This window comes from Rubritalea tangerina (assembly GCF_042683245.1).
In the GTDB taxonomy this organism is placed as follows: domain Bacteria; phylum Verrucomicrobiota; class Verrucomicrobiia; order Verrucomicrobiales; family Akkermansiaceae; genus Rubritalea; species Rubritalea tangerina.
In genome coordinates this window covers 15,383-36,847 of the sequence record NZ_JBHUJB010000011.1, presented here as the reverse complement: position 1 = coordinate 36,847, position 21,465 = coordinate 15,383, and the positions used below count along the sequence as shown (strand labels likewise).

19 protein-coding genes are annotated in these 21,465 nt (G+C 50.9%); 3 read left to right on the top strand and 16 right to left on the bottom strand.

What is annotated here, in order from left to right; translation table 11 throughout:
- Positions 1 to 61: 61 nt before the first annotated feature.
- Both ACFSW8_RS02080 and ACFSW8_RS02075 read left to right on the top strand, forming a co-directional pair.
- Complete coding sequence (locus tag ACFSW8_RS02080) at positions 62 to 904, top strand: PEP-CTERM sorting domain-containing protein (RefSeq protein WP_377177313.1); 843 nt, start codon at positions 62 to 64, stop codon at positions 902 to 904.
- A 112-nt stretch (positions 905 to 1,016) separates the two neighbouring features.
- The gene (locus tag ACFSW8_RS02075) at positions 1,017 to 1,631 is read left to right on the top strand and encodes a hypothetical protein (RefSeq protein WP_377089253.1); all 615 of its coding nucleotides are present in this window, start codon (positions 1,017 to 1,019) and stop codon (positions 1,629 to 1,631) included.
- Positions 1,632 to 1,722: 91 nt separating this feature from the next.
- Here the strand turns inward: ACFSW8_RS02075 and ACFSW8_RS02070 are convergent, their stop codons facing one another.
- From ACFSW8_RS02070 to hemG, 16 genes are all read right to left on the bottom strand, one after another.
- Positions 1,723 to 2,091 carry a hypothetical protein gene (locus tag ACFSW8_RS02070; protein WP_377089254.1) on the bottom strand — a complete coding sequence of 123 codons (369 nt, stop codon included), beginning with the start codon at positions 2,089 to 2,091 and terminating at the stop codon, positions 1,723 to 1,725.
- A 33-nt stretch (positions 2,092 to 2,124) separates the two neighbouring features.
- Entirely contained in the window at positions 2,125 to 3,261 is a 1,137-nt protein-coding gene (locus tag ACFSW8_RS02065) for a sulfatase (protein ID WP_377089255.1), read from the bottom strand.
- Between the two features lie 2 nt (positions 3,262 to 3,263).
- Positions 3,264 to 4,472: a sialidase family protein gene (locus tag ACFSW8_RS02060; protein ID WP_377089256.1), complete on the bottom strand. Its 1,209-nt coding sequence runs from the start codon at positions 4,470 to 4,472 to the stop codon at positions 3,264 to 3,266.
- 219 nt (positions 4,473 to 4,691) lie between these two features.
- Complete coding sequence (locus tag ACFSW8_RS02055) at positions 4,692 to 5,150, bottom strand: hypothetical protein (RefSeq protein WP_377089258.1); 459 nt, start codon at positions 5,148 to 5,150, stop codon at positions 4,692 to 4,694.
- Between the two features lie 296 nt (positions 5,151 to 5,446).
- Complete coding sequence (locus ACFSW8_RS02050) at positions 5,447 to 6,193, bottom strand: PEP-CTERM sorting domain-containing protein (protein ID WP_377177311.1); 747 nt, start codon at positions 6,191 to 6,193, stop codon at positions 5,447 to 5,449.
- A gap of 190 nt (positions 6,194 to 6,383) precedes the next feature.
- On the bottom strand, positions 6,384 to 7,109 hold the full coding sequence (locus ACFSW8_RS02045; protein WP_377089261.1) for a PEP-CTERM sorting domain-containing protein: 726 nt from the start codon (positions 7,107 to 7,109) through the stop codon (positions 6,384 to 6,386).
- A 103-nt stretch (positions 7,110 to 7,212) separates the two neighbouring features.
- Positions 7,213 to 8,016 (bottom strand): PEP-CTERM sorting domain-containing protein, encoded by an 804-nt coding sequence (locus ACFSW8_RS02040; protein WP_377089262.1) that lies wholly within the window; start codon positions 8,014 to 8,016, stop codon positions 7,213 to 7,215.
- A 289-nt stretch (positions 8,017 to 8,305) separates the two neighbouring features.
- Positions 8,306 to 9,082 carry a PEP-CTERM sorting domain-containing protein gene (locus ACFSW8_RS02035; protein WP_377089263.1) on the bottom strand — a complete coding sequence of 259 codons (777 nt, stop codon included), beginning with the start codon at positions 9,080 to 9,082 and terminating at the stop codon, positions 8,306 to 8,308.
- Positions 9,083 to 9,202: 120 nt separating this feature from the next.
- Positions 9,203 to 10,324: a substrate-binding domain-containing protein gene (locus ACFSW8_RS02030; RefSeq protein WP_377177309.1), complete on the bottom strand. Its 1,122-nt coding sequence runs from the start codon at positions 10,322 to 10,324 to the stop codon at positions 9,203 to 9,205.
- Positions 10,325 to 10,425: 101 nt separating this feature from the next.
- Positions 10,426 to 11,169: a PEP-CTERM sorting domain-containing protein gene (locus ACFSW8_RS02025; RefSeq protein ID WP_377177307.1), complete on the bottom strand. Its 744-nt coding sequence runs from the start codon at positions 11,167 to 11,169 to the stop codon at positions 10,426 to 10,428.
- A 191-nt stretch (positions 11,170 to 11,360) separates the two neighbouring features.
- A complete protein-coding gene (locus ACFSW8_RS02020; protein ID WP_377089266.1) occupies positions 11,361 to 11,957 on the bottom strand; it encodes a PEP-CTERM sorting domain-containing protein in 597 nt (198 codons plus the stop codon).
- A gap of 192 nt (positions 11,958 to 12,149) precedes the next feature.
- Positions 12,150 to 12,866 carry a PEP-CTERM sorting domain-containing protein gene (locus tag ACFSW8_RS02015; protein WP_377089268.1) on the bottom strand — a complete coding sequence of 239 codons (717 nt, stop codon included), beginning with the start codon at positions 12,864 to 12,866 and terminating at the stop codon, positions 12,150 to 12,152.
- A gap of 130 nt (positions 12,867 to 12,996) precedes the next feature.
- Complete coding sequence (locus tag ACFSW8_RS02010) at positions 12,997 to 13,872, bottom strand: LamG-like jellyroll fold domain-containing protein (protein WP_377089269.1); 876 nt, start codon at positions 13,870 to 13,872, stop codon at positions 12,997 to 12,999.
- Between the two features lie 14 nt (positions 13,873 to 13,886).
- The gene (locus ACFSW8_RS02005) at positions 13,887 to 16,142 is read right to left on the bottom strand and encodes an exo-alpha-sialidase (protein WP_377089270.1); all 2,256 of its coding nucleotides are present in this window, start codon (positions 16,140 to 16,142) and stop codon (positions 13,887 to 13,889) included.
- Between the two features lie 149 nt (positions 16,143 to 16,291).
- The gene (gene hemH, locus ACFSW8_RS02000) at positions 16,292 to 17,311 is read right to left on the bottom strand and encodes a ferrochelatase (RefSeq protein ID WP_377177305.1); all 1,020 of its coding nucleotides are present in this window, start codon (positions 17,309 to 17,311) and stop codon (positions 16,292 to 16,294) included.
- A 96-nt stretch (positions 17,312 to 17,407) separates the two neighbouring features.
- Complete coding sequence (gene hemG / locus ACFSW8_RS01995; RefSeq protein WP_377089272.1) at positions 17,408 to 18,862, bottom strand: protoporphyrinogen oxidase; 1,455 nt, start codon at positions 18,860 to 18,862, stop codon at positions 17,408 to 17,410.
- 183 nt (positions 18,863 to 19,045) lie between these two features.
- On the opposite strand from hemG, the gene ACFSW8_RS01990 reads away from it, so the two are divergent.
- Positions 19,046 to 21,460 carry a glycoside hydrolase family 95 protein gene (locus tag ACFSW8_RS01990; RefSeq protein ID WP_377177303.1) on the top strand — a complete coding sequence of 805 codons (2,415 nt, stop codon included), beginning with the start codon at positions 19,046 to 19,048 and terminating at the stop codon, positions 21,458 to 21,460.
- Positions 21,461 to 21,465: the final 5 nt, after the last annotated feature.

The window sequence follows — 21,465 nt, the reverse complement described above, 5'->3', positions numbered from 1 at the left end:
GCTTGGTGGTTTATTGAATGCTGACTCTCAGTTAGATAGGAGTCGTAACTTGAACATTTCTATGAAGCACGTATTCCCCACCTTGTTCGTATTTCCGTCGTTAGTTGCTATGGCTAGTGGAGCCACGGTGACATGGGATAGCTCAGGAGTTGATGGCAATTGGTCATTGGCGGCGGGGTGGGACACAGGGAATGTGCCAGTTCTCAATGGAACGGATGATGCGGTCATAGATAATGGGGCAAAGGTTACTTACGTGCCTGGGGGAGACTTTGCGATTGGCGCTGGCAGTTCGCTGAGTATAAGCGGGGGGAGTACTTGGGAGCAGACCGTTTCGAATTGGACTCGAGTGAACGGGGGGGAGATTTCACTGGATGGAGGTACTTTATCTAGGACAGTGGGAGGCAACTTAGTTTTGGGGTTTGAGGATGGGACCGGAGGAACGGTGACACTTTCCAATAGCGCATCTTTATCCGTGGGGGGGGAACTTTGGTTTGGTAGGAATGACAACAGTTTTACGAACCAGGTTGCTAATGTGCAGTTGTCAGGTGGCAGTTCCATATCTGCTGGAGGCGACGTAGGTATTTGGTTCTGGGATACTGATGCCAGTGGCAACTCGATGAATTTAGATTTTATCTCCGGCACTGAGGTAATGACTGTGAGTGGCCGAGTTGGTAGACGAAACTCTGGAGGTGCTAACAACTCTGTTGCCTGGGAGACTCTTTGGAACGAGGGGGTTCTCACCATTGATGGAGGGAATGCGGGTAGTTTTGCGGACCACTTTGTCACATCTGGTACGGTGGGGACGACGTCCTATCAGCTTCAGAGTATTCCGATTCCTGAACCTAGCACTGGGGTTATAGCTTTGTTAGGCGGAGGTTTACTCCTCAGACGCCGGCGTCGTTAGATAGGCGGGGGAATGATACGGTGAGGAGAGGGGGGATGGTGTCTGGTATGTCATTAACACCACTGTAAATGTCTGATAATGAGATGTGCGGTGTAGTATGCCTGTATGTGTTATGAATAAGACACATACTTGTATGTTGGCAGCGCTTTTGCTGGGGTCTCAGGTGATCGCGAGTGAGTTATCGAATATAGTTTTGGTAAAAAATGGGAAGGGAGTAGGTCTAGAGATGGGCAAGCACGCACAGGAGCGTGAAGATGGTAGGTTATGGTTACTCAAAAAGAAGGGGGCAAGTCTTGAGCCAGTTCTATCTAAAGGAGAAGTGGGGAGGGGAAATTGGATTAGTGAGTCACGTCTTCAGTTCCACAGAAGGTCCGATTTGTATGGGAAGGGAACAGTTTCTGGGGCTGCATTTTATTTTGGAGATAGGGCTATCGTGTTAGATGGGGGGCAAGATGGTGAGATTGTACTCAAGGGAGCGGACATTGATGACAAGGTGTTAGGCAAGACGTCTGAGTACATCAAATTCAAGAAGCCGTTTAGCTTGAAGGTTGCGCGCATCAATGGAGTGTTATCAGTGAAGGTAGACAACAAACTTGTGGCGAGAGTGGATGTCAAAGGTGACAAAGGGGGGGAGGTCGGACGTGTGGGGTTTGCTTGCGATAAGTCCGTGATGCAGGTTTTAGATTCCAACCTTCGCGTGCAGAATTATGCTTTAAATTCGAAGTAATCATACACGAGAAAGGGTGCGAGGGTGGTCCCTTGCACCCTTAACTGTAATGTGTGTGGGTATACTATTGTTTTAATTTTTCTGCTGCGTTTCAGGCCTTTTGTTTGAGTTTATTGGCGTTTTGGAATTCGGGGTTTCCTTGGGCATTTTTACGAGTTGCCCATTGGTATTTGTCTCCGTCGAGTTTCATGAGGGCAGAGCCCGCATAATAGCTTGGGCCGGTGGGCGCTTCTGATTTTGGGAGAGCTGGGCTGAGTTTCTTAATAGTGTTTTGAGCGGTTTGAGGGGATGAGACTACTAGGTTATTCCACTCATGAGGGTCAGACCGGTGGTCGTAGAGTTCTTCACTACCATCTTGATATCGGATGTATCTAAAATGTTTGGAACGGACAGTGTGATTACCTCTTTTATGTGTACAGAGAGCTAGGTGTGGCCACTCAGCGTTTGGGTTCTTGAGCAATGGGACAATTGATTCACCCTCGATGTCATTGTTCTAGGGGAGGCCCGCAAGCTCTAGCAATGACGGATAGACTGACATGAGGTCGACAGGAGCATCCGTTTTAGTTCCTGGCTTGCTGGTTCCTGGGGCTACCACGATATAAGGCACCCTGACGGAGCGTTCCCAGAGCGTTCGTTTATGCCAATGGTCTTTTTCACCGAGATGGTAGCCATGGTCAGACCAGAGGACAATGATGGTGTTATCTTTATATGGAGAGTTCTCAAGAGCATTGAGGAGTCGGCCAATTTGAGCATCTGCGAAGCTAATGCATGCGAGATAAGCTTGGACGGCTTTTTTCCATTCATTGAGGGCGATGACTTTATTATGTTTGGAAGCTTTATCGTTCGTTCGCTTGAGGGCGATGGCAGATAGGTCGTTGAGGTCGTCCGGATTGGTGGGGGGCAGTTGAATGTTATCGATGGGATAGAGGTCGAAATATTTTTGTGGTGCGAACCAAGGAAGGTGCGGTCGAAAAATACCGATTGCTAGGAAGAAGGGGGCATGGTGATTCTTATTAAGGAAATCGACTCCATAATTAGTAGAGAGGAAGTCTGGCATCATGGACTCCGTTCCCTCAATGGGGGCGAAGTCGAAGTTGCGTTTGGTGAGGCGTGTGATTTTGGCGTGTGGGCGCTCTTGGGGTTCAGGGTCTGGATAACGTGAATAGCCAAGCTCCCAGCCCCACTTTCGGTAATGCTCGTTCCAGAAGTGGTAGTGGTCGAAGTCGTCATGTGGGTGTCCGCCGATTTGGTCATGATAGATCTTCCCGGAGCCATGAGTGATATAGCCATTTTTTTTGAAGTACTTGGGAAGGGTGAGGTGGGAGGCGGGGATTTGGGTCTGAAGGGGTGTGGCATTTTCATAGACACCTGAGGTGCTGGGACGAAGGCCGCTCATGACAGCTGCGCGCGAGGGGTTGCAGACTGAGGCTGCGCAGCTGGCATTGGTGAAAAGCATTCCCTTGGCAGCTAATCGATCAATGTTAGGGGTGATAGCCTGCTTATTTCCGAGACAGGCTACCCAGTCATTGAGATCATCAACTGCGATGAAGAGGACATTCATCTTCTGCTGCTTCGCACATAGTACTGTGTTGAGCAGTCCGAAGAGAATGAGGCTAAACAATAGCTTCATGACTACTTAGCTGATTGGAGTGTCTTTAGCGGGATACTGAGAATTCTCTCTGATTTGTAGCCGTCAGTTTCATAGAGGCAGAGAATGCTTTTTCCATCGGGAGAGATCTGGGATGCCGAGTATGCGAATGGGCCGGTGATAATGGATTTGATATTGAAGGTTTGTCCATTGTCATTGGAGATGGCAATTTGACCATTTTTTCTACCTTTATTCGATGGGAATGTGGCGTAGAGATCCCAGCTGCCATCGGCTTTTTGTGGGCCGCTGATGATGGAGCCCATACAGGCGACTGAGGGGAGGGTAGGGTCGGTCTTTAGGACTGACCAGGTGAGGCCACCATCTTTAGAGATCGACTTTTTTCGCATTCTCTCGCCGGATTGGTTACGTGAGATGATGACGAGGTCGCCATTTGAGGCTTCAGCAATTTGGCATTCGTTAGGGAAGCCCTTTTCTGGATCATCGAGTGAGTTTGTTCTCTTCCAGGTTTTTCCTAGGTCATCACTGTAAGCGACAGCGATTTCCCATGAGCGTTGGATTTTGCCCTCTTTTTCAACTGGGACGCAGCCCCATAGTGGGGTGATGATTCTCCCTTTATGTGGTCCTTTCTTGAGCTGGATCATAGCGCCAGGGGTATTGGCGTTGAGCCAGTGAGCTTGTTTTACGGAACGGGTGATGTCTTGTGGCTTTGACCAAGTGAGACCGTCATCGGAGCTATAGGTGATAAAGGTGAGAATGTTCGTCTCGGGGTTATCGTAGCCTGGGTCCGCCATTTTGATCCAACCTGATGCGCGGGCATGTCTGCCGTAAGGAAAGCGGGCGTACATGAGCATGATGCGACCGTCATCGAGTTGGACTGTGAGTGGGTCATTGATGGAGTGCATACCGTCTTCGACAGCGACAATTTCTTTACCCCAGGTTTTGCCACCATCAGTGCTGCGCTTGAGGACGATATCATTTTGTGCGTGATCGTGAAGGCCTAGGCGGCGTTCTGAGAACGCTAGGATGGACCCTTGTTTTGTTGTAAGAAGCGACGGGATGCGGTAACCGTATTTTTTAGCATTTTTTCCATGTCCTTCTTTTGGTGTACCTGCTGGAATGTCGCGGATCGCGAAGATGACCTCTCCTTGCTTGGTAGGGATTTCCGATGGTGACGCAAAGAGAGGTGCAGTTAGGATGAGGCCAGCGAGTGGGATGCACTTATTGAGTTTCATAATAGGATTTAGAGCACAGCAGGCATAGGGTGCCTGTACTGTTATTTGTTAGAAGGCTTTGGAGGATCATGATAAGACTGAGCAGTCTGTATTCTAGAGGCTCAGTTTTGACTTCAGGATCCGCTGTCAGCTTCGTGTATTCATAGGTAGGAAACTGAGTGCCGAGGTGAAACTTTACGCGCAAGCAATGGTCTTGTGGGGGTACCAGTTGGGTGAGAGTTACGGAAGTTGCATTTGAAGTGAGATGCTTCCAATGGAGAGGAGGGCTGCAGTGTTCTTAGAAGTGGACTGCTTGGAGACAGAGCGGGAAGTGGGTGATGTCATTTTCAAGGTGATGTCATCCACAGCGCACCATTGTTTTTCGTGGAGGTTTGTGATGCGAAAGAAGAGCTTGTCAGCGTGGTTGAGATCTTTCAGGTGTACCGATAGCTGATGTTGGTAGTTCTCCTTGTTGAAGGAGGTGCCCTCAACGCGTCCCTGAGCTTGAAAGGTGTGTGTGGCTATCACACTTGCTGATGAAATGTCCTTACCAAGCAGTATCTCAGCTTTAGCTCTACCGGATTGGTCAAGGTGACGCGTGTCGAGTGCGCAAAAGAAGGACAAGGTGTAGGAAGAATGAGGAGAGGCGGGGGTGCCTGAGGAGGTGATGGCACTATTTTTTACTTTGCTAACCCACATGTTAGAGTGCGCAAAGTTGGGGGATTTATAGAGTCGGTGCGCATTTTTTGTGGCTGGGATGGAGTCCAGGAAATGGGAGATTTTGGGGCGGCGAGTTGGGCAGCAGGGTTAGATTCGGGATAGGACTCGAAGTCCTCGATCCATAGAGTTTCAGAGCCATGAGCCAGGGGTAGAAGGAGAGTCAGAAGTGTGGAGAGTTGGAGCTTCATTGGGGTTGTTAGGGGGTGAAAGTTGGAAGAAAAAAGGGAGCAGGCATCGCTGCCCACTCCCTTCCAACACATATGATGAATGAATGGTTATGCTTTACGTCGGCGCATGATGAGGGCGATGCCACCCAGGCCGAGTAGTGCGGAGGTTGAGGGTTCAGGGATGGGAGCGAATGCTCCACCATCGTATGAGATGTAGGCAATATCGACATCGATATCATTGCCAAATGTGCCACTAGTGGTGTCTCCAAGGATGAAGCGGCCGTCATTAGTGCCAGAGTTGAATACGCCACCCACTTCGTCACCTACATGGACACCGTCAACCCAGACGTGGGCACCAGGGTTGGTATTGTCTGCGACGAGGCGGAAGGTGTGAAAGGCTCCATCATTGAGCGTCATAGCGACATCTTTAAGTCCACCTCCAGAGTTGGTGGTAGTAATTTTGTCGTTGTAGATGTCTAGCATGTAGATGCGGTCGCCAGTTCCAGCCCAGACTTTAAAACCATTTGTGAGGTCGTTGACTTTGAGGCTGATCTCAAAGGTGAAAGTGTTAGGGGTGACAGTGCCAGACCAAGCAGTGGTGGCACCGGGGGCTGTGGCGTTCTCACCTTGGAGAGTGGATTGAGAGGTTCCAGTGGTGCTCAAATTTGCGACTCCTCCACCGAGGTCGGTGAAGCTTGCGTTTCCATTGATTGCCCATCCGTTGCCGGGAGTGATGTCCGTCCCTAACATTGTGTTATCTAGGGCGTCTTTAGTTGGGAGTAGAGTGTAGCTTGCTGCGTTAACTGATGCCGTTAAGGTCAGAGCTGAGAGCAAGCTAAGTTTTTTGATATGCATGGTTCGAAAAGTTGAGCTTAGGTGTGTCGACTGGGATCTAGAACATCTTATTTTGTAGCAGATGCGCCTGTATGGCGATATTGCCATGTTCTGGTTTATAAGTGCTACCAGTTTGTGAGGTTCATAAAAAACAAAGGGAGCAGGCTCCCCAGCCCACTCCCTTTTTCCAACACATATGAGTGATTGCAGTTTAGGGTCTGCGGCGGCGTAGCATGAAGCTCAGGCCAGCAAGACCGATAAGAGAAGTGGTTGTGGGTTCTGGAACGGAAGTGATTTGGGCACTGGTAATGTTCCAGACAGCACCTGAATTAGTGCTTGAACCTGCGTCAACGAGGAATCGGGCTTCCCCTGAATCTCCGGTGTATGCTTCCTGTCCGTTGGAGGCGAGGGTGAGAGTGGTTGCGGGACCGCCGTCAATGGTTCTGGTTAAGCTATTGCCATCCCAGACCACTGAGACTGTGTGGAGCAGTCCATCAACAGCGATATCTCCAGCACCGACGATGGCGACTCTGGATTGAGCAAGCGCACCGAAGGCTCCGGCTTTTTGCCCGAACCAGATACCGCCTCTATTGCCGAGGTTTTCCACGGTGAAGGTAAGAGTGAAGCCTTGGGTGTCGAGTTGGCTAACGAGTGCATTGTCGAATGTGTAACGCAACTGAGGGAGGTTACCGGAGCTATCGGCTGTGAACTGGTCATTGAGCTGCCAGCCAGCGGTGCCATCAGTTGTGAGGATGGCACCGTTATTGTCAGTTCCGTCAATGAGACCATCTAGGTCACCATCCGTTCCGGCTTTGTTGTCGGAGATTTCCCAGTTGGAATCTGCGGCCATATTGCCGCCGCTGTACATTTCGATATTGATTACTGCGGCGCTAGAGATGAGTGAACTGCCGACAAGAGTTGTGAGTATATGTTTCATTATTTGGGGGGCAAAGGATAACGATCCATAGTAGGGACGCATCTTTACCTGTTATGTTGTGTTAGGTGAGAAGTTAGATCTGTGATCTATAATCGGAGAGATTTTACTTTCGGCGTCTCAGGATGAGAGCGAGGCCACTTAGTCCGAGGAGTGCGCTGCTTGTGGGTTCAGGGACGGAGACCAGAGAGACTTCGCGGTAATAGGCTTCACGGTTGTCACCGCTGGACGAACCTGACTGCCAACCGATATTGTCATCAGTGGCGCCATTGCCGCTAGCCCAACCAGTCAAGGCTTGGGAGGAGAGGAGAGTATTGGTGTCGTCATTGTAGAGGTTCCAGGTGGCGGTTTGAGCGCCGGCGTCGCCAATGATTTCAATTCTGACGTAGGTTTGATTGAGAATGCCGTCAGTGACGGTGACGGTTGAACCACCCGCGCCAACTGCGGCTACCGTGTAGTCATCTCCACTGGCGTTTAGGCTGGCACCGATGCGGCGGTCACCGGCAAAGTTGAAGCTCGTTCCAGTGTTATTGTTATCACCGCCGACAGAAATGAATTGTCCACCTTGTTGGAGGCGGAGTCTGATAGTGAGGCTCCACCCATTGTCGTACATGTTTTGATAGTCAGTGGTAGTGAGGGTGGTTCGGTAACCTGGGTTGTTATTGGCAGTACCGTCCAGGTTTCGCCAAGCACCTTGTCCGCCTTCGAACGCACCTTCCTGGGCATCGCCGGATCCGAGCGAGCTATCATTGAGAGTCCAGAGGGTGTTGTCTCCAGGCGTAGAGTTGTCGTTAGGAGCGACAACGCTCAAGGCGTCAGGAGGTGAACCAGTATTGGCGTCGTAATGCGCGATGATGGCGGCATTGGAGGTAAGTGTGGTAGCAGCTATGGCTGTTAGGATTTGTTTCATGTTTTCAGGGGTATGAGTTATCGGGCGTGCGACCAGATTGTTGTAGAGGTTTTATTGGTGATTTGTTGATACATTTTAACTGATCTTTATGTGAGGCCAGTGTGCTTGGCTTGAGTTTAAATGGGGTGGAGAAGTGAGTGGGGGGCGTGTTTAATGTGATGAACTGGGGTAGCGGGGAATTTTGGCAGCAGAGATGCTGGTCTTTTTGCTAGACCAGATGGGAGGGTACAAAAAAAGGGCATGCTGTTAGGCATGCCCTTTCAGGATGAAGGTGAAGTTGTGAGTAGTTCTATCTCTTACGGCGAAGGAGGAGGGAGAGTGACGCGAGTCCGAGGAGTGAGGTGGAAGTGGGCTCTGGAACTTGTTGGAAATCGGTATCGAGTCTGAGGTAATCAATATTCCATGCGCCGTTGACAGAGCTACTGAAGGATTCACCTCCGATAAAAAAGCCATTAGCGTATCCGCCGCTGAGGCCTGTTCTTACGGCTTGGTCTTGGGCGATGAGGACACCGTCGACCCAGAGCCAGCCCTCGCCGTCGGCGTCTTGGGCGATGCGAATATCGAAGAATTTAGAGGTGAAGTCAGTGCCGTTCAAGTAGGTGACGTCAGTTGCTCCATTGGAGAAAGTAATACGGTCTTTATAGACGCGGGCGAATGGTGAGTAGCCTGCGATTCCGCCACTAATGACTAGGGTTCCGTTTGAGCCTTCGGGAAAAGAACCGTCATCGACAATCTGGATTCTTGCTTCTGCGGTCCAAGTGAGATCTGAGAGGAACATATTTCTCCAGATGCTATTGGTGAAGTCTGCTCGGATGACTGAAGAATTTCCGGGGGTGTTGTCATCTTTGAAAGAGCCGATGCCTCCGTTGTAGGTGACATTATTGAGCTCAGCTCCGGCTGTACCTGCATTACCAGCGAAGAAATCGTCCGTACTATTGCTGTCGAGGTCCTGGGTAGAGGGAGCGACGTCCATTTCGTATTTGTAGTCGAAATCGATGCTGTTGAGCGCTGCGTGGGAGTAGATGCCAGAGATTGCTAGAAGAGCAATGGGGTAGTGGAGGTTCATTGGAATATCCTAGTGGTAGAATTGATAGAATTCTGGATACTCTAGCGAAATAGAAGATAGAGTGCACGCATTTTTTGACTTAGGTGTGTCAGTGAGCGTGGGTGAGGGCTGTGGAGGGGATTATTGGTAGCTGTTGGAGACTGATTGGCCAGGTTGAAACTGTGGGACGATGCAGGCGCTGAGTTTCTTTTTCTGGTAGATGCCAAGGATGGATGCGGCGAGTGATTTGACGAGTTTATCTTGGGTGGAATAGCTGGCGGGAGTGGGGGTAAGGTATTCAAATGAATGGTCATCGACCATACTGATGAGTGAGACGTGTTGGGGGATTTTGAGTCCTAGTGAGAGGAGGTGGCTGTAGACGGTGAGGAAGTGATGGTGGTTTTGGATGATAAAGGCAGTGGGGGGGGTGGCAGATCTGTATACTTTATCGAGGGCAGTGGTGAGTCTGGGTACATTGAAGTCGTGGCGCAAGATGGTGGAGCTCACCTCGTGCTGGGTCTGTTCGATAGCCTGTTGGATTCCAACTTCAGCATTTTGAGCACCGGCGAGGGTGGTACGTGGAATAACGAGGCTGATATGTTTATGGCCGAGGCGTATGAGTTGTCCTGCTGCATGACGAGCAGTGGCGGTATGATCGCTATCGATACTGGGCAAGTTCACGGAGGGGAAGATAGTACCAAAGACGAGCGTGGGAAGTTGGGCTGCTTGGAACCAGAGTTGGAAGCTTTCTGGGCATTGGTGGAGCACCCACACGGTATTTGGGTTTTCCTCGACTATTTGGCAGAGTTCATCGGATGGGTCTTTTCTTCTGAAAGCTCTGGGGCTGCGGATGGAGACATCGACATGTGAGGGTGCGAGTAGGTTTCGCAGTTTAGCAACTTGGACAAGGAGTTTACTAGGGGCTTTGTGTTCAGGGGTGGGAGTGATGATGATGCAGCGTTCGATTTTTTGCTGTGAGGGGGTTTCTGAGTCGATAAGGATTTGGCGACGTTTTGAGGGCTCGCTGGGGGCGAGGACTTTTTCATTGGTGAGGATTTCTAGGGCATCGCGCACGCAATTACGGCTGACGAGCAATTGGTCAGCGAGTTGTCGTTCACTAGGAAGTGTGGTGCTAAAGTGACCGACTTCGATTAGTTTTTTGATATGTTCTGCAGCTTGAGCGGATTTGTTTTTTGGCAGATCCATGTCCTTCATTGAGAAGGATTGTGAGGTGACTGGCAATGGAAAACGAAAAGGGCTCATGGGCGGACAGGTCTGGAGAATGGGAGTAGAGCTGAGTGAGTGAGGGGGAATGAGACAGGTTGGCATGAGGGCCAACCTGTCTAGGACAGGGCGGAATTTTTTTATTTTCTGCGTCTCAGTATGAGTGCGAGCCCCGCAAGTCCGAGTAAGGCTGTAGAACTTGGTTCAGGGACTGAGGTGATGCTGTAGCTATTTGCAATACCATCGAAGCGGTTGCCGGCGGTGCTGTTGTAGGCGCCGATGACGGCACGGTCACCAGCGGTGCCGATAGTGCCGCCTGTGAGTGTGGTAGTGCTCACGGTGCCTTGAGAGTTGCCATCGACGAAGGCTTCCGCTGTGGTGCCGTCGATGACTAGACTGAGTGTGTGTTCGACGCCAAAGATGAGGGCTGCGGAAGTATCGAAGGTGTGGACGATTTGAGTGCCCGTACTGTCACGTAGGAGAATTTGGTAGTCTTCTGCAGATGTGAGGCGCATCCAGTACTCACTGTTATCGGAAGTCCAGGAGTTGATTTGTCCGAAGACGCCGGTGTTTGCTGTGAGGTCTTGGATAGTAATTTGTGCGGTGAAGGTATACGCGTTAGATCCTGATAGATCCATAACAAGTCCGTGACCGCTGGCATAGTTGATGTAGCCATCGTTGGTGCTGGTATCAACAGTGCCGGAGCTTACAGTTGCAGTGCCACCATCCCAGAGGCCATTAGTGCCGGAGGTATTCGTGATGGTCGTGCCATTTGTTAGGTCGCCGTCTGCGAGGTCACTAAAGGTGATGTCGACGAGGGAGGCTGCCTGAGTGAGAGAGGCTGTGGCGACCAGTGAGATAAATGTTTTTGTTGTCGTGTTCATAGGGATATTGATTGTCTGGATACGCCTTCCAATTGGGGGAAAGCGTTGTGAAGGATAGAGTAAGCAGAAGCTAGAGGACGAAGATATTGGCTTGGTTCCTTTTTGGACCAATATGGTTCAGAGCAAAAAAATCCCGCTGCTGAGGAATGGGTCAGTAGCGGGATAGTGGTGAAGTGGGTGAAATTAGCTCATTATTTGCGACGGCGCAGAAGTAGGGCGACGCCACCGAGGCCGAGTAGTGCAGAAGTGGTGGGTTCTGGGACGGCGGTGATACGGATCGCCATGTCTGTGGTACCGCTCCAGTTAGTGGAGCCTGAGGAAAGTGTATTGAGTGGGCCTCCGCGGTCGCCGCCTCCGGAGAGGGCTGTACGGATGGAGCCACCTGTGAAGGTAAAGGTGAGTGTGGAGGTGGCGTCAAAGGTTTCGGTATCACCTGAGAAGGTAAAGCTCATGAGGTCACCAAATGAGAGGGTCCCTTGATCGATGGTGTTATCAGAGGTGATGGTTTGGAAGCCATCAGAGATTTGTAGAGCGACGGTGTCGTTGTTAGAGGTTTCGTGAATGAAGTCGACGGTGGTAATGGACCAACCTGAGCCGGTGAGGGCGGAGCCGACACCTCCATTGGTGCCAAAGCCTGCGTCATCGAGACGTAGTGTTTGTGAGGTGGTGTTGCCTTGGTCTGCGTCGTTAGCCGTGGTGTAGATGGTATCGAAGTCGAAGTTTGAGATGACTGCAGCCTGTGAGAGGCCGCAGGTAGCCATGAGTGTGAAGAGTGTTTTTTTCGTCATATCTATCAATGTTCATTGTGGGCGGATATTCGAGGAACATCAGCCACGCTATCTTCCGAGAGGGCTGGGATTAGGGCAAAAGAATTGGATTGGTACTTTTTTAGGTCCAAGTGGGAGAAGAGCAGCCGCGATCAAATAGGCATTGACCGCGGCTGGTGTTTGAGGAATTGGGGGGGGGATCTGGTTGGTGGATTATTTTCTGCGACGCAGGATGAGTGCGATGCCACTGAGTCCGAGGAGGGCTGTGGATGAGGGCTCAGGGATTGCGACTGCAGCGGTGAAGGCGAGGTCGGATGAGCCGACTGTTACAGCAGTTCTACCATTGGCGATGTTATTACCGACACCATTGAAGCTTTCAAACATGATGTAGAGGTTTGGTTCTAGGCCTGTCGCTGTGTAGGATACGCCTCCATTAAATTGGCCGGATGCGTTTTGAGATGGAGAGGCGATATTGGTGCCTTCGATGAGGTCGACAAAGGAGCCTGCAATGAATGTGGATCCGTCTGCTGAGAAGCCAAAGCGGACAAAGGCACCGTCAGCGCTATTGTCGGCAAAGTTGGTAACGCCGACATCTGAGAGGTTCCAGGTGTAGGTACCTGCCTCTGCTGTACCTGTGAGAGCCTGAGCGAATGTACCTGTGTCATCGACTCCGCTGTCACTCTCGATAATAAGGACGGTGTTATCGTCTGTGGTGTTTGGGGTATTGTCCTCACCGAGTGAGGTGTCGGGGAACCAGTTATCTGGGTCATTTGCGGTTCTGAAGTCGGCAGTTTCAAGTGTGCCGGTTCCAGTGGATGTAGCTGTCCATCCGGTGGTGCCATTTTCGAAGCTGAGATTTGTGGCAACCAATGCGGCATTTGCTGAGAGCGCTGTAGCGGCGATGGCTGAGAGGGTGATTGTTGTTTTCATGTTCGTTTAGTTGTTGGGGGGGCTGACTCAGCACAAGGAAGGAGTCAGCCTTGAGGCCGATTATGGGGTAAGTGGTTGAGTCGGCTCAAAAGGTTAGTGTTGGTGCTTTTTAGAGCCAGAATGCGATAAGCTATTCTGGTTGAAGCGAGAGTTGGATACCGCCAATGCCTAGGAGGACGGATCTGGTAGGAAGGGAAGAGCTTGTTTGTTTTGGTTTGTCAGGAACCAAGAGCTCATTGGGGGAGAGTGGAGAAGGTGAGATGCGGAAGCGATCGAGTGTTCCAGAGAAGTAGTACTCAGGTCGGCTATTGTAGGCTCCAAGGAAGAATGGACGTTCTTTGGCATGGAGCTTTGTTAGTTTAGAAATGTTAGGGTGGGTGTTAGTATGAATAAGTTTCCCGTCTAGGTAGCAATGAATTTGGTGGGTGTTGGAGTCGAGAGCCAAGGCAATGCTATGGAAGTGGCCATCGTTTTTTGCATGAGAGATATCGATGATGTCGTGGAAGACACTCACTGAGGCCTGTGGGGATTTAAGAACGTAGTGGAGGAAGCCGTTGGATTCGCGAAGAAAGATTTCTGAGGGGTATTGGGGGGACATAATTTGGCCCATGATCCCATTGTTAGATGAAGTGGTGTTATTCCAGTTGATCACTGCCTCGAGGGTGAAGGAAGAGGTTCCATCGAGCGTGAGTGGGGTAGAGGGCTGTTGAGTTGCTTGTTTTTTCCAGGCACTTGGGGTGTGTGGTTGTTTTGGGTTGAGTACGATTTTACCCCTATTGTGTTGCGTATTGATTCCCAGCCCGCTGGGGGTAGCTACGAAGTGGGGCGGCAGTGAGTTATGGCAGAGCCAGTGGCCGTGGTAGTGGTTTGGGGAGGCGTCCCAAATGGGGGTGAAGCTATGAGTTTGCTCGGGAGTGGTTGGAGAGGAGAAGGTGATATCAAGGATGGGGGAGGCATGAAGGGACGCGGCGGCTAAGAGGGCGAGGGGGAGATATGGGAGTTTCACTTACTTGGGGGGAGTTAGAGTTGGATATTCGCAGACTTGAGTTGCTGAAGAATATCTTGAGCCCAGATTTGGTACCCGTCTGGGCTGATATGAATACCATCGAAGAATATTTTTTTATCTGGTTGGCCAGAATGGTCACGTAGCTTCGAGTTGATGGAGCAGTGTATGACTTTTTTACCGTCACATAGGGTTTTTGTGAGGGCATTTGCTTGGGCACAGCGCATTTGCATTTCTGCGCCACCACGAAGGCGAGGGAAGATTTCGTAGAGCAAGATTGTACTGTTAGGGCATTTTTCTTGGAGTGTGGAGATGATAGCTTTGGTACCGAGGAAGATGTCGTGAGGGGTGTGTCTGGATGAGGCATTGTTGGTACCAATCATGAGGACAATAGCTTTGGGGGAGATATTGTTTAGGTTACCATTTTGTAGGCGGTAGAGAAGGTGTTGGGTACGATCTGAGCCGATACCGAAGTTTGCGACATTGCTGTTGCTGAAGTATTGGTTCCAGACGGACTGGCCATCGGTTTTGCACATTTTATTTTGCTGCCAGTAGTGGGTGATGGAGTCTCCGATGAGAAGGAGGTCAATGTTTCCATCTTGTGCTTGGACGTTAAATTTTTCGTGACGTTCTTTCCAGAGGTTCCAATTGTTTTTATGTTCGGCTTTGGTGGCTGGCGAGTCGGTGAGTGTTATGGTATCTGGGTCTACGAGTTGGAAGATGATTCCTTCTTTTGCGTAGTCGCGGTGTCCACCTTCGAACAGGAGAGCAATTTGGCCATTTTTTGTGAGGCTGATATCGGAATAGGCCGAGGAGGTTTTTAGGACGGTTTTTGCATAGGGCCAGGATTTGCCGCCATCGCTAGAGATGCGCAGGGTCATACCTGTGCGTCCTTTGCCAGTGCCTGGGTTTGCATGGATTAAGCGTTTTGGTGTTTGGTAGTCGCGAATGACGGAGCCTTGGCACATGGGGCAAGGGAGATTGAAGTCGTGTTGGAGTGGGCTCCATGTTTGGCCTCCATCTTTTGAGTAACGCGTTCCGCGCACCCCTTTACGGTGGGATTGCATACGAATGGATTGGAAGAGGAGGTCTTCATCGACTTCAGCGAGAGCGCTTTCATTCCCACCTGGAGCGGATGATTCACCAAGGTGCCAGGTTTTGCCATTATCATCTGAGTAGATGCTGTGGGCGCGGAATGTGTTCTTGTCAGAATTTGGATCTTCGACGACTGTGTGGTTAGCAGGTGCTACGAGTCGGCCGGCATACTTCCCTTTTTGGATTTGGATTCCTGAGCATGGCCCAGTGGCGTACCAGCGCCAATTTTCTGGGTAGATATTGGCTGAGATATCGCGAGGTTTGCTCCATGACTTACCGTCGTCGTCGGAATGTTGGATAAGGATGGCGCGTCTGCCTTCACCTTTATAGATGGCGTATTCATGTTTATCTGAGGTGCAGGTGAGGAGGTGGATGCGGCCGGTTTTTTGGTCGACAATGGGTACGGGGTTACCGGCGACGTGGTTTTGGTTATCGAAGACGATTTGTAGGGGCGACCAAGTTTTTCCATTATCAGAGGAACGCTTGAGGACGATGTCGATATCTCCGTGGTCATGCGAGTGGTGTTTACGTCCCTCGCAGAAGGCGAGTAAGGTGCCCTTTTTAGTGGTGACGAGTGCAGGGATGCGGTAGCTTTTATAGCCTTCTTTTCCGCATGCGAAGAGGTGATTGAGCTTTTCGAGTTCTTTGAATTTTCCAGTGATACGCAGGTCTTGGATGCTGAGTTCTCCTCTGTGTGGGCGGACGGTGATACCTGCGAATGATGGGGAGGAGAGTTTCTGGCTTGTGATTTCTTTGCCGTCGATGCTGAAGCGCACGAGACCATTGGTTACTACGGCTTTGAAGTGGAAAGGCTTGCCTGGGGTGATGTGCTTTGCATTGCCGGCGATGTTTTTGTTAGGAAAGCTGCCACCTTCAAGAAAGAAGCCCCCGCGGCCATCGAAGCCGAAGAGTTGGGAGCCTAGGTAGATGCCTGCAGCTGACTTGCTGAGCTCTTTGATGCTGATGGTGGCATCGAGTTGAAATTGGTTGGCAGCGATTTCACGTGGGAAGTGGAGTGTTTGTCCGGTTCCTGAGCCAATGAACTGGTCTTTAGATTTTTTCCAGGATTTGCCTGAGACATAGAGTTGTTTGGAGGGGGAGCCTTTGCTGATGAGATCGATAGTCTCGGCGTGCAGCAGGGTGCAGAGTGCCAGCAAGAGAGTCGTGAGTAGTTTCATGACTCTAGGATGCTGTGGGAGGGGGGGGGCGGCAAGCGAGTGCGATTGGTTCTTTTTAAGCCCAATTGGGATTGGTGTGTGGGCAAAAAAATGCCTGCGCGCAGCGGTGTGGACGCTAGGCGCAGGCGGTCAAAGGTATGCTTATGGGATTAGGGTTCCCAGCGTTCGATTTTATTATTGAGCCAATTGATCCAAGCTGGGTGGGTATTGAGGCAGGGGATCAGTTCGAAGTCTTCGCCGCCATTTTCGAGGAATTGTTCTTTTCCTTCCATGGCAATTTCCTCGAGGGTTTCGAGGCAGTCTGTGATGAATGCTGGGCAGATGACTTTGAGTTTTTTGACGCCTTCTTTGGCGAGGCGTTCGATTTCGAAGTCCGTGTAGGGTTTGAGCCACGGGTCTTTGAGGAGGCGTGACTGGAAGGAGATGGTGACATCATCGTGGTGCAATCCCCCCTTTGCCATGAGCGCGTATGCAGTGGCGTAGCATTGGTGGCTATAGCAAGTGCCATGGGCTGGGTGGGGGGTGGTGCAACAGTCTTTGGTGGTGAGACAGTGGGCGTGTGAGGGATCGGTGACTTTGACGTGGCGCTGTGGGATGCCGTGGAAAGACATCATGAGGTGCGCGCCGGAGCCCTCGTAGGAAGGGCGGATAGATTCCCAGAGGGCATCGATGTATTCGGGGTCCTTGTAAAATGGTTGGACAAGGACGGTATTGATTTCTGCCATGCCTTGTTCACGGAGTTGTTCCATGAGTTCGACGACCGCTGTTTCGTAGCTGGACATCGCGTACTGTGGGTAGAGAGGGATGATGAGGAGGTCGTCAATGCCGTCACGTTTCATTTCAGCGACGATGTCTGGCGTGGAGGGATTGCCGTAGCGCATGGCAAGGTAGACAGGCACGTCTGTGTTTTCCTGGACGAGCTTTTGTTGTTTGACGCTCGTGACGATGAGGGGGGAGCCTTCATCGGTCCACACCTTCGAGTATGCTTCAGCAGATTCTTTGGGGCGCCTTGGAAGGATAACCAGCTTGAGGAGGAGCTTGCGCACGATCGGGTTGAGATCTAGGACGCGTTCGTCTGATAGAAACTGGTCGAGGTAGGTGCGCACGTCCTCGACGTCCGTGGAGTCGGGTGAGCCGAGGTTGAGAAGGATAACGCCTTTTTTAGCCATGGTAGTGTGAGATTCTGGTGAGTGTGGGTCGCGCAAGTATGGTGGGATGCTTGATGTGAGGGGTGATACGAGAGGGGGGGCGAGATCGCAAATTTTTTAGGAAGAAATTTTTTCAGTGAGCGTGATACCGCTGAGGATGCAATCTCCGAGTGAGATGCCACCGCGGTAGTTACCTTGGAAATGGATTCCGGGGAATTTCTTTTCGCACTGTTCGATTTGTTTGAGTGCAGAGCCGTAGCCGATGTTCATTTGAGGGATGGCTTTTTCCCACCGGACGAGGTTGGAGAAGACGGGGTTTCCTTCGATTCCGAGGAGGCGTCTGAGTTCATCCATGATGGAGGCTTTCATAGCGCTTTCACTCATTTTTGCATGTTCGGGCGTGCGTGAGCCACCGAGCATGACATTGATAGAGACATGGTCTTGAGGGGCGCGGTCTGGGAAGAGGGTGGAGGGAAAGAGGGCACCGAGCATTTTTGATTTTTCACCGAGTGCATTGAGCATGCCAAATCCATCGAGTGGGTGTTTCACTTGGCTGCGATTGAAGCCCAACATCATCGCTGCTACGGGTGGGTAGTCGAGGTGAGGGACTTGGGAGACCGCGTCGAGGATCTCGTCTTCGAGTGGAAGGTCTTCTAATTTATGAGCGGGAGTGGTGAGGATGACATCACTGAAGCTGCCTTGGCCGATGGTACCATTTTTACCTTTCCAGTCGATGTGCCAGCGCTGGGTCTTTTTGTTGAAGGATATTCCACCTAGCTTGGTTTCAAGGAAGAGGGTTCCATCTTCGAGGAGGGTTGCAATACCTTTTGGGAGTGCTTCCATGCCCTCTTTGAATGAGATGATTTCACGTTTGGCGAGTCGGTGTGGGTTGCCTTTGCCCTTTTTGATCTCGCGTTTCGATTTGATGAGGCCTTTGAGGATTGATCCGTGATTTTGTTCGAGCTCGAAGAGGCTGGGGAAGGCGTGTCTGGTGGAGAGCCTGTTGGGGTCTCCAGCATAGATGCCGCTGACGAATGGTCCGGCCGCTTTATCGAGTATTTCAGGACCGAAGCGTCGGCGGATAAAGTCGGCAAAGCTCTCGCTGCCAGCATCAGCAGCTCGTTTGGCCATGAAGGGTTCTTTGAGCAGGCGCGACTTGGCTTTAAAGCTAAAGAGTTTGGTAGAGAGCAGGCTCAATGGTGAAGAAGGAAGGGCCTGAAGTTTACCTTCATGGACGATGAAGCGCTTATTGGCGGCCTTGTTAGCGACAAGAACTTCGGGGCCGAGTTGTGCAGCTTCGATGAGGTCTGCAATGCGTTGGTCATTGACCATGAGGGAATTCGGTCCGTGTTCACAGAGGTAGCCGTCTTTGAGGCTAGTCTGGATGGCACCGCCGATACGTTTGCCATTCTCAAAAATGACAGCACTGTGCCCAGCCTGCTGAAGGTAGTAGGCTGCGCTGAGGCCAGAAATGCCGGCCCCAATGATAGCAACGTGTTTGCGCTCTTTATTTTGTTCCGTCATGTGGAAATGCGATGCATACTGCATGCGTGATAGATTCGACTTATTCAAGCAAGATCATAGGGCTAGGGTAAACTTCTAGGCTCTGATGTCTTAAAAGATAGGCTTTCTGTTACGTTAGAATGGAGAGAATCCTTCAAGAGAGAAAGGTTTTGCTAAAGGGCGAGCTGGTAGGAATAGTGAGAAACTTTGGCAAAATGTGTAATATATGTAGGATTCAACGCATATACCTGTATGACTGATATGATGAGTAATGTGAAGAAGCAAGCGATGCGGTGGTGGAGTGTGATGGGGTGTTTGGCTGGTGTGGCAGGAGCTGAGAGTCAGGTGATGTGGTATGCGAAGCCTGCTGACGGGTATGGGCTAAAGAGTCCGTTGAAGGCATGGACAGTGGAGAATCAGAGTCCGACGGCGAAAGCGAATCCGGATCAGGCATGGGAAAAGTATGCCTTACCATTGGGCAATGGTCATATGGGGGCGATGATGTATGGAGGTGTGGAGTTAAATAGGATTCAGCTTAATGAGAGCACATTATGGGCTGGAGGTCCTGGGGCGAAGGGGTGGCAGCAGAATTTGAATAAGCCTGACGCGTATCGGTATTTGCCGGAGATTCGCAAGGCCTTGTTAGATGGGGATCAAAAGAAGGTCAAAGAGTTGTCTGCGGAGCATTTGAGGGGGCTTGGGCCAGATGATCGTGCGGAGATCATTAAAATTTTTGGTGCGTATCAGACATTTGGAGAGATTTACATTAAGTCGTCGCACAAGGAGGCGAGCAAGTACCGTCGGGAATTAGATTTGAGCACGGGGGTGCACAGGGTTCGTTACGAGCACGGGGGCAAGGAGTATGAGCGCACTGCATTTTGTTCGTATCCGGACAGGTGCATGGTGATTCGTTATGCTGGTGAAGCGGCCCAGGATTTGGAATTTTCCATGGCGTCACCGCATGAAGTGAAAGGGACTCAGGATGGGAAGGTTTTTGTTTTTTCAGGCAAGGTAAAGAATAATGGATTGGAGTTAGATTGCAGGGTCTCAGTCGAGCATGAGGGTGGAAGTGTATCAGTGAGTGATGCTGGTATTTCAGTAAAGGGCTCAAAGGCGACGACCTTTACGCTTGTTTTGAATACGAATTACGCACCAGTGGTTGGGACTTGGCGTGGCGAGGCGGCTGCGAAGCGCTCGAAGAAGCAGCTGGCAGCGGCTGTCAGTCATGATTTTAAAGCGTTGAAGCAGCGGCATGTGGAAGACCACCAAGCATTGCACGGTCGGGTCGCGATTGATCTCGGAAAGACAGATCCAAAGATCGCTGCGCTGCCGACGGATGAGCGGATGCAATTACAGAAGAAGGGCAAGCCTGACCACGACTTGGAAGAACTGTACTTTCAATTTGGGCGTTATTTATTGATTGGCTCATCAAGGGATGGGAGTTTACCAGCAAACTTGCAGGGATTGTGGTGTAACGAGATGGTACCGGCTTGGCGATCTGACTACCATTTGAACATCAATTTGCAGATGAACTATTGGCCGTCTGGTCCGTGTAATTTGATCGAGTGTCAGCGACCGTTGATTGATTACACTGAGACACTGAGTAAGACAGGGACAGCAGCGGCAAAGGCGTACTTTAATGCTCGGGGATGGACTGCTAATTTGACTTCTAACATATGGGGCTTCACAGCACCGAACCCAGGGAAAAACCGTCCGAGGTATTGGGCCTATTTTCCGTTGGCTGGGGCGTGGTTGACGACGCATGCGTGGGAGCAATATGCCTTCGAGGGAGATAAGCGCTACTTGGAGGAAAAGTGTTGGCCGATCATGGCTGGAACCTGTGATTTCTTGGTTGATTCATTTTACAAGTTACCATCTGGAGAGATGTCGAGCACACCGAGTTGGTCACCTGAGCATGGACCGGCGTCCTTGGGGGCGACCTGTGACATTGCAATGGCACGCGAAGCCTTGATGGGGGCGATAGAAGCTGCACGCATTTTAGGAAAAGAGGGCAAGCAGGTTGAGGATTGGAAGAAGCTGAAGGATCAGCTTGTTGACTACAAGGTAGGGAAGCACGGTCAGTTGCAAGAATGGTACGAAGACATCGACAATCCAAAAGATAAGCACCGCCACCTCAACCACCTTTTCGGGTTGTATCCTGGTTCACAGATCAGTGTGGCTAAAACCCCTGAACTGGCCAAGGCCGCCCACGTGTCACTGACCCAGAGGGGAGATGGTGCCACTGGCTGGTCGATGGGATGGAAGCTTAATTTCTGGGCGCGGATGCAGGATGGAGATCACGCCTATATTTTGATGCGCAATCTCTTTAAGAAGGGGACGAACCCGAACCTGTTAGATGTGCATCCACCTTTCCAGATCGATGGTAATTTTGGTGGGTGTGCGGGCATGGCTGAGATGTTATTGCAGAGCCATTACCATGCGGAGGGAGGTGAGTTGGAGTTGATTCCGGCTTTACCGAAGGAATGGCACACTGGATTTTATAAGGGATTACGTGGGCGTGGCGGCTACACGGTGGATTTGGAATGGAAGCAGGGCGAGGTTAGCAAGGGGAGATTGAGTGCTGAACGTGACGGTAAGGTTACGGTACACTTCAATGGTGGCAGCAAGCAGTTTGATCTGAAAGCGGGCGAATCTGTGAGTTTCTGATAGGA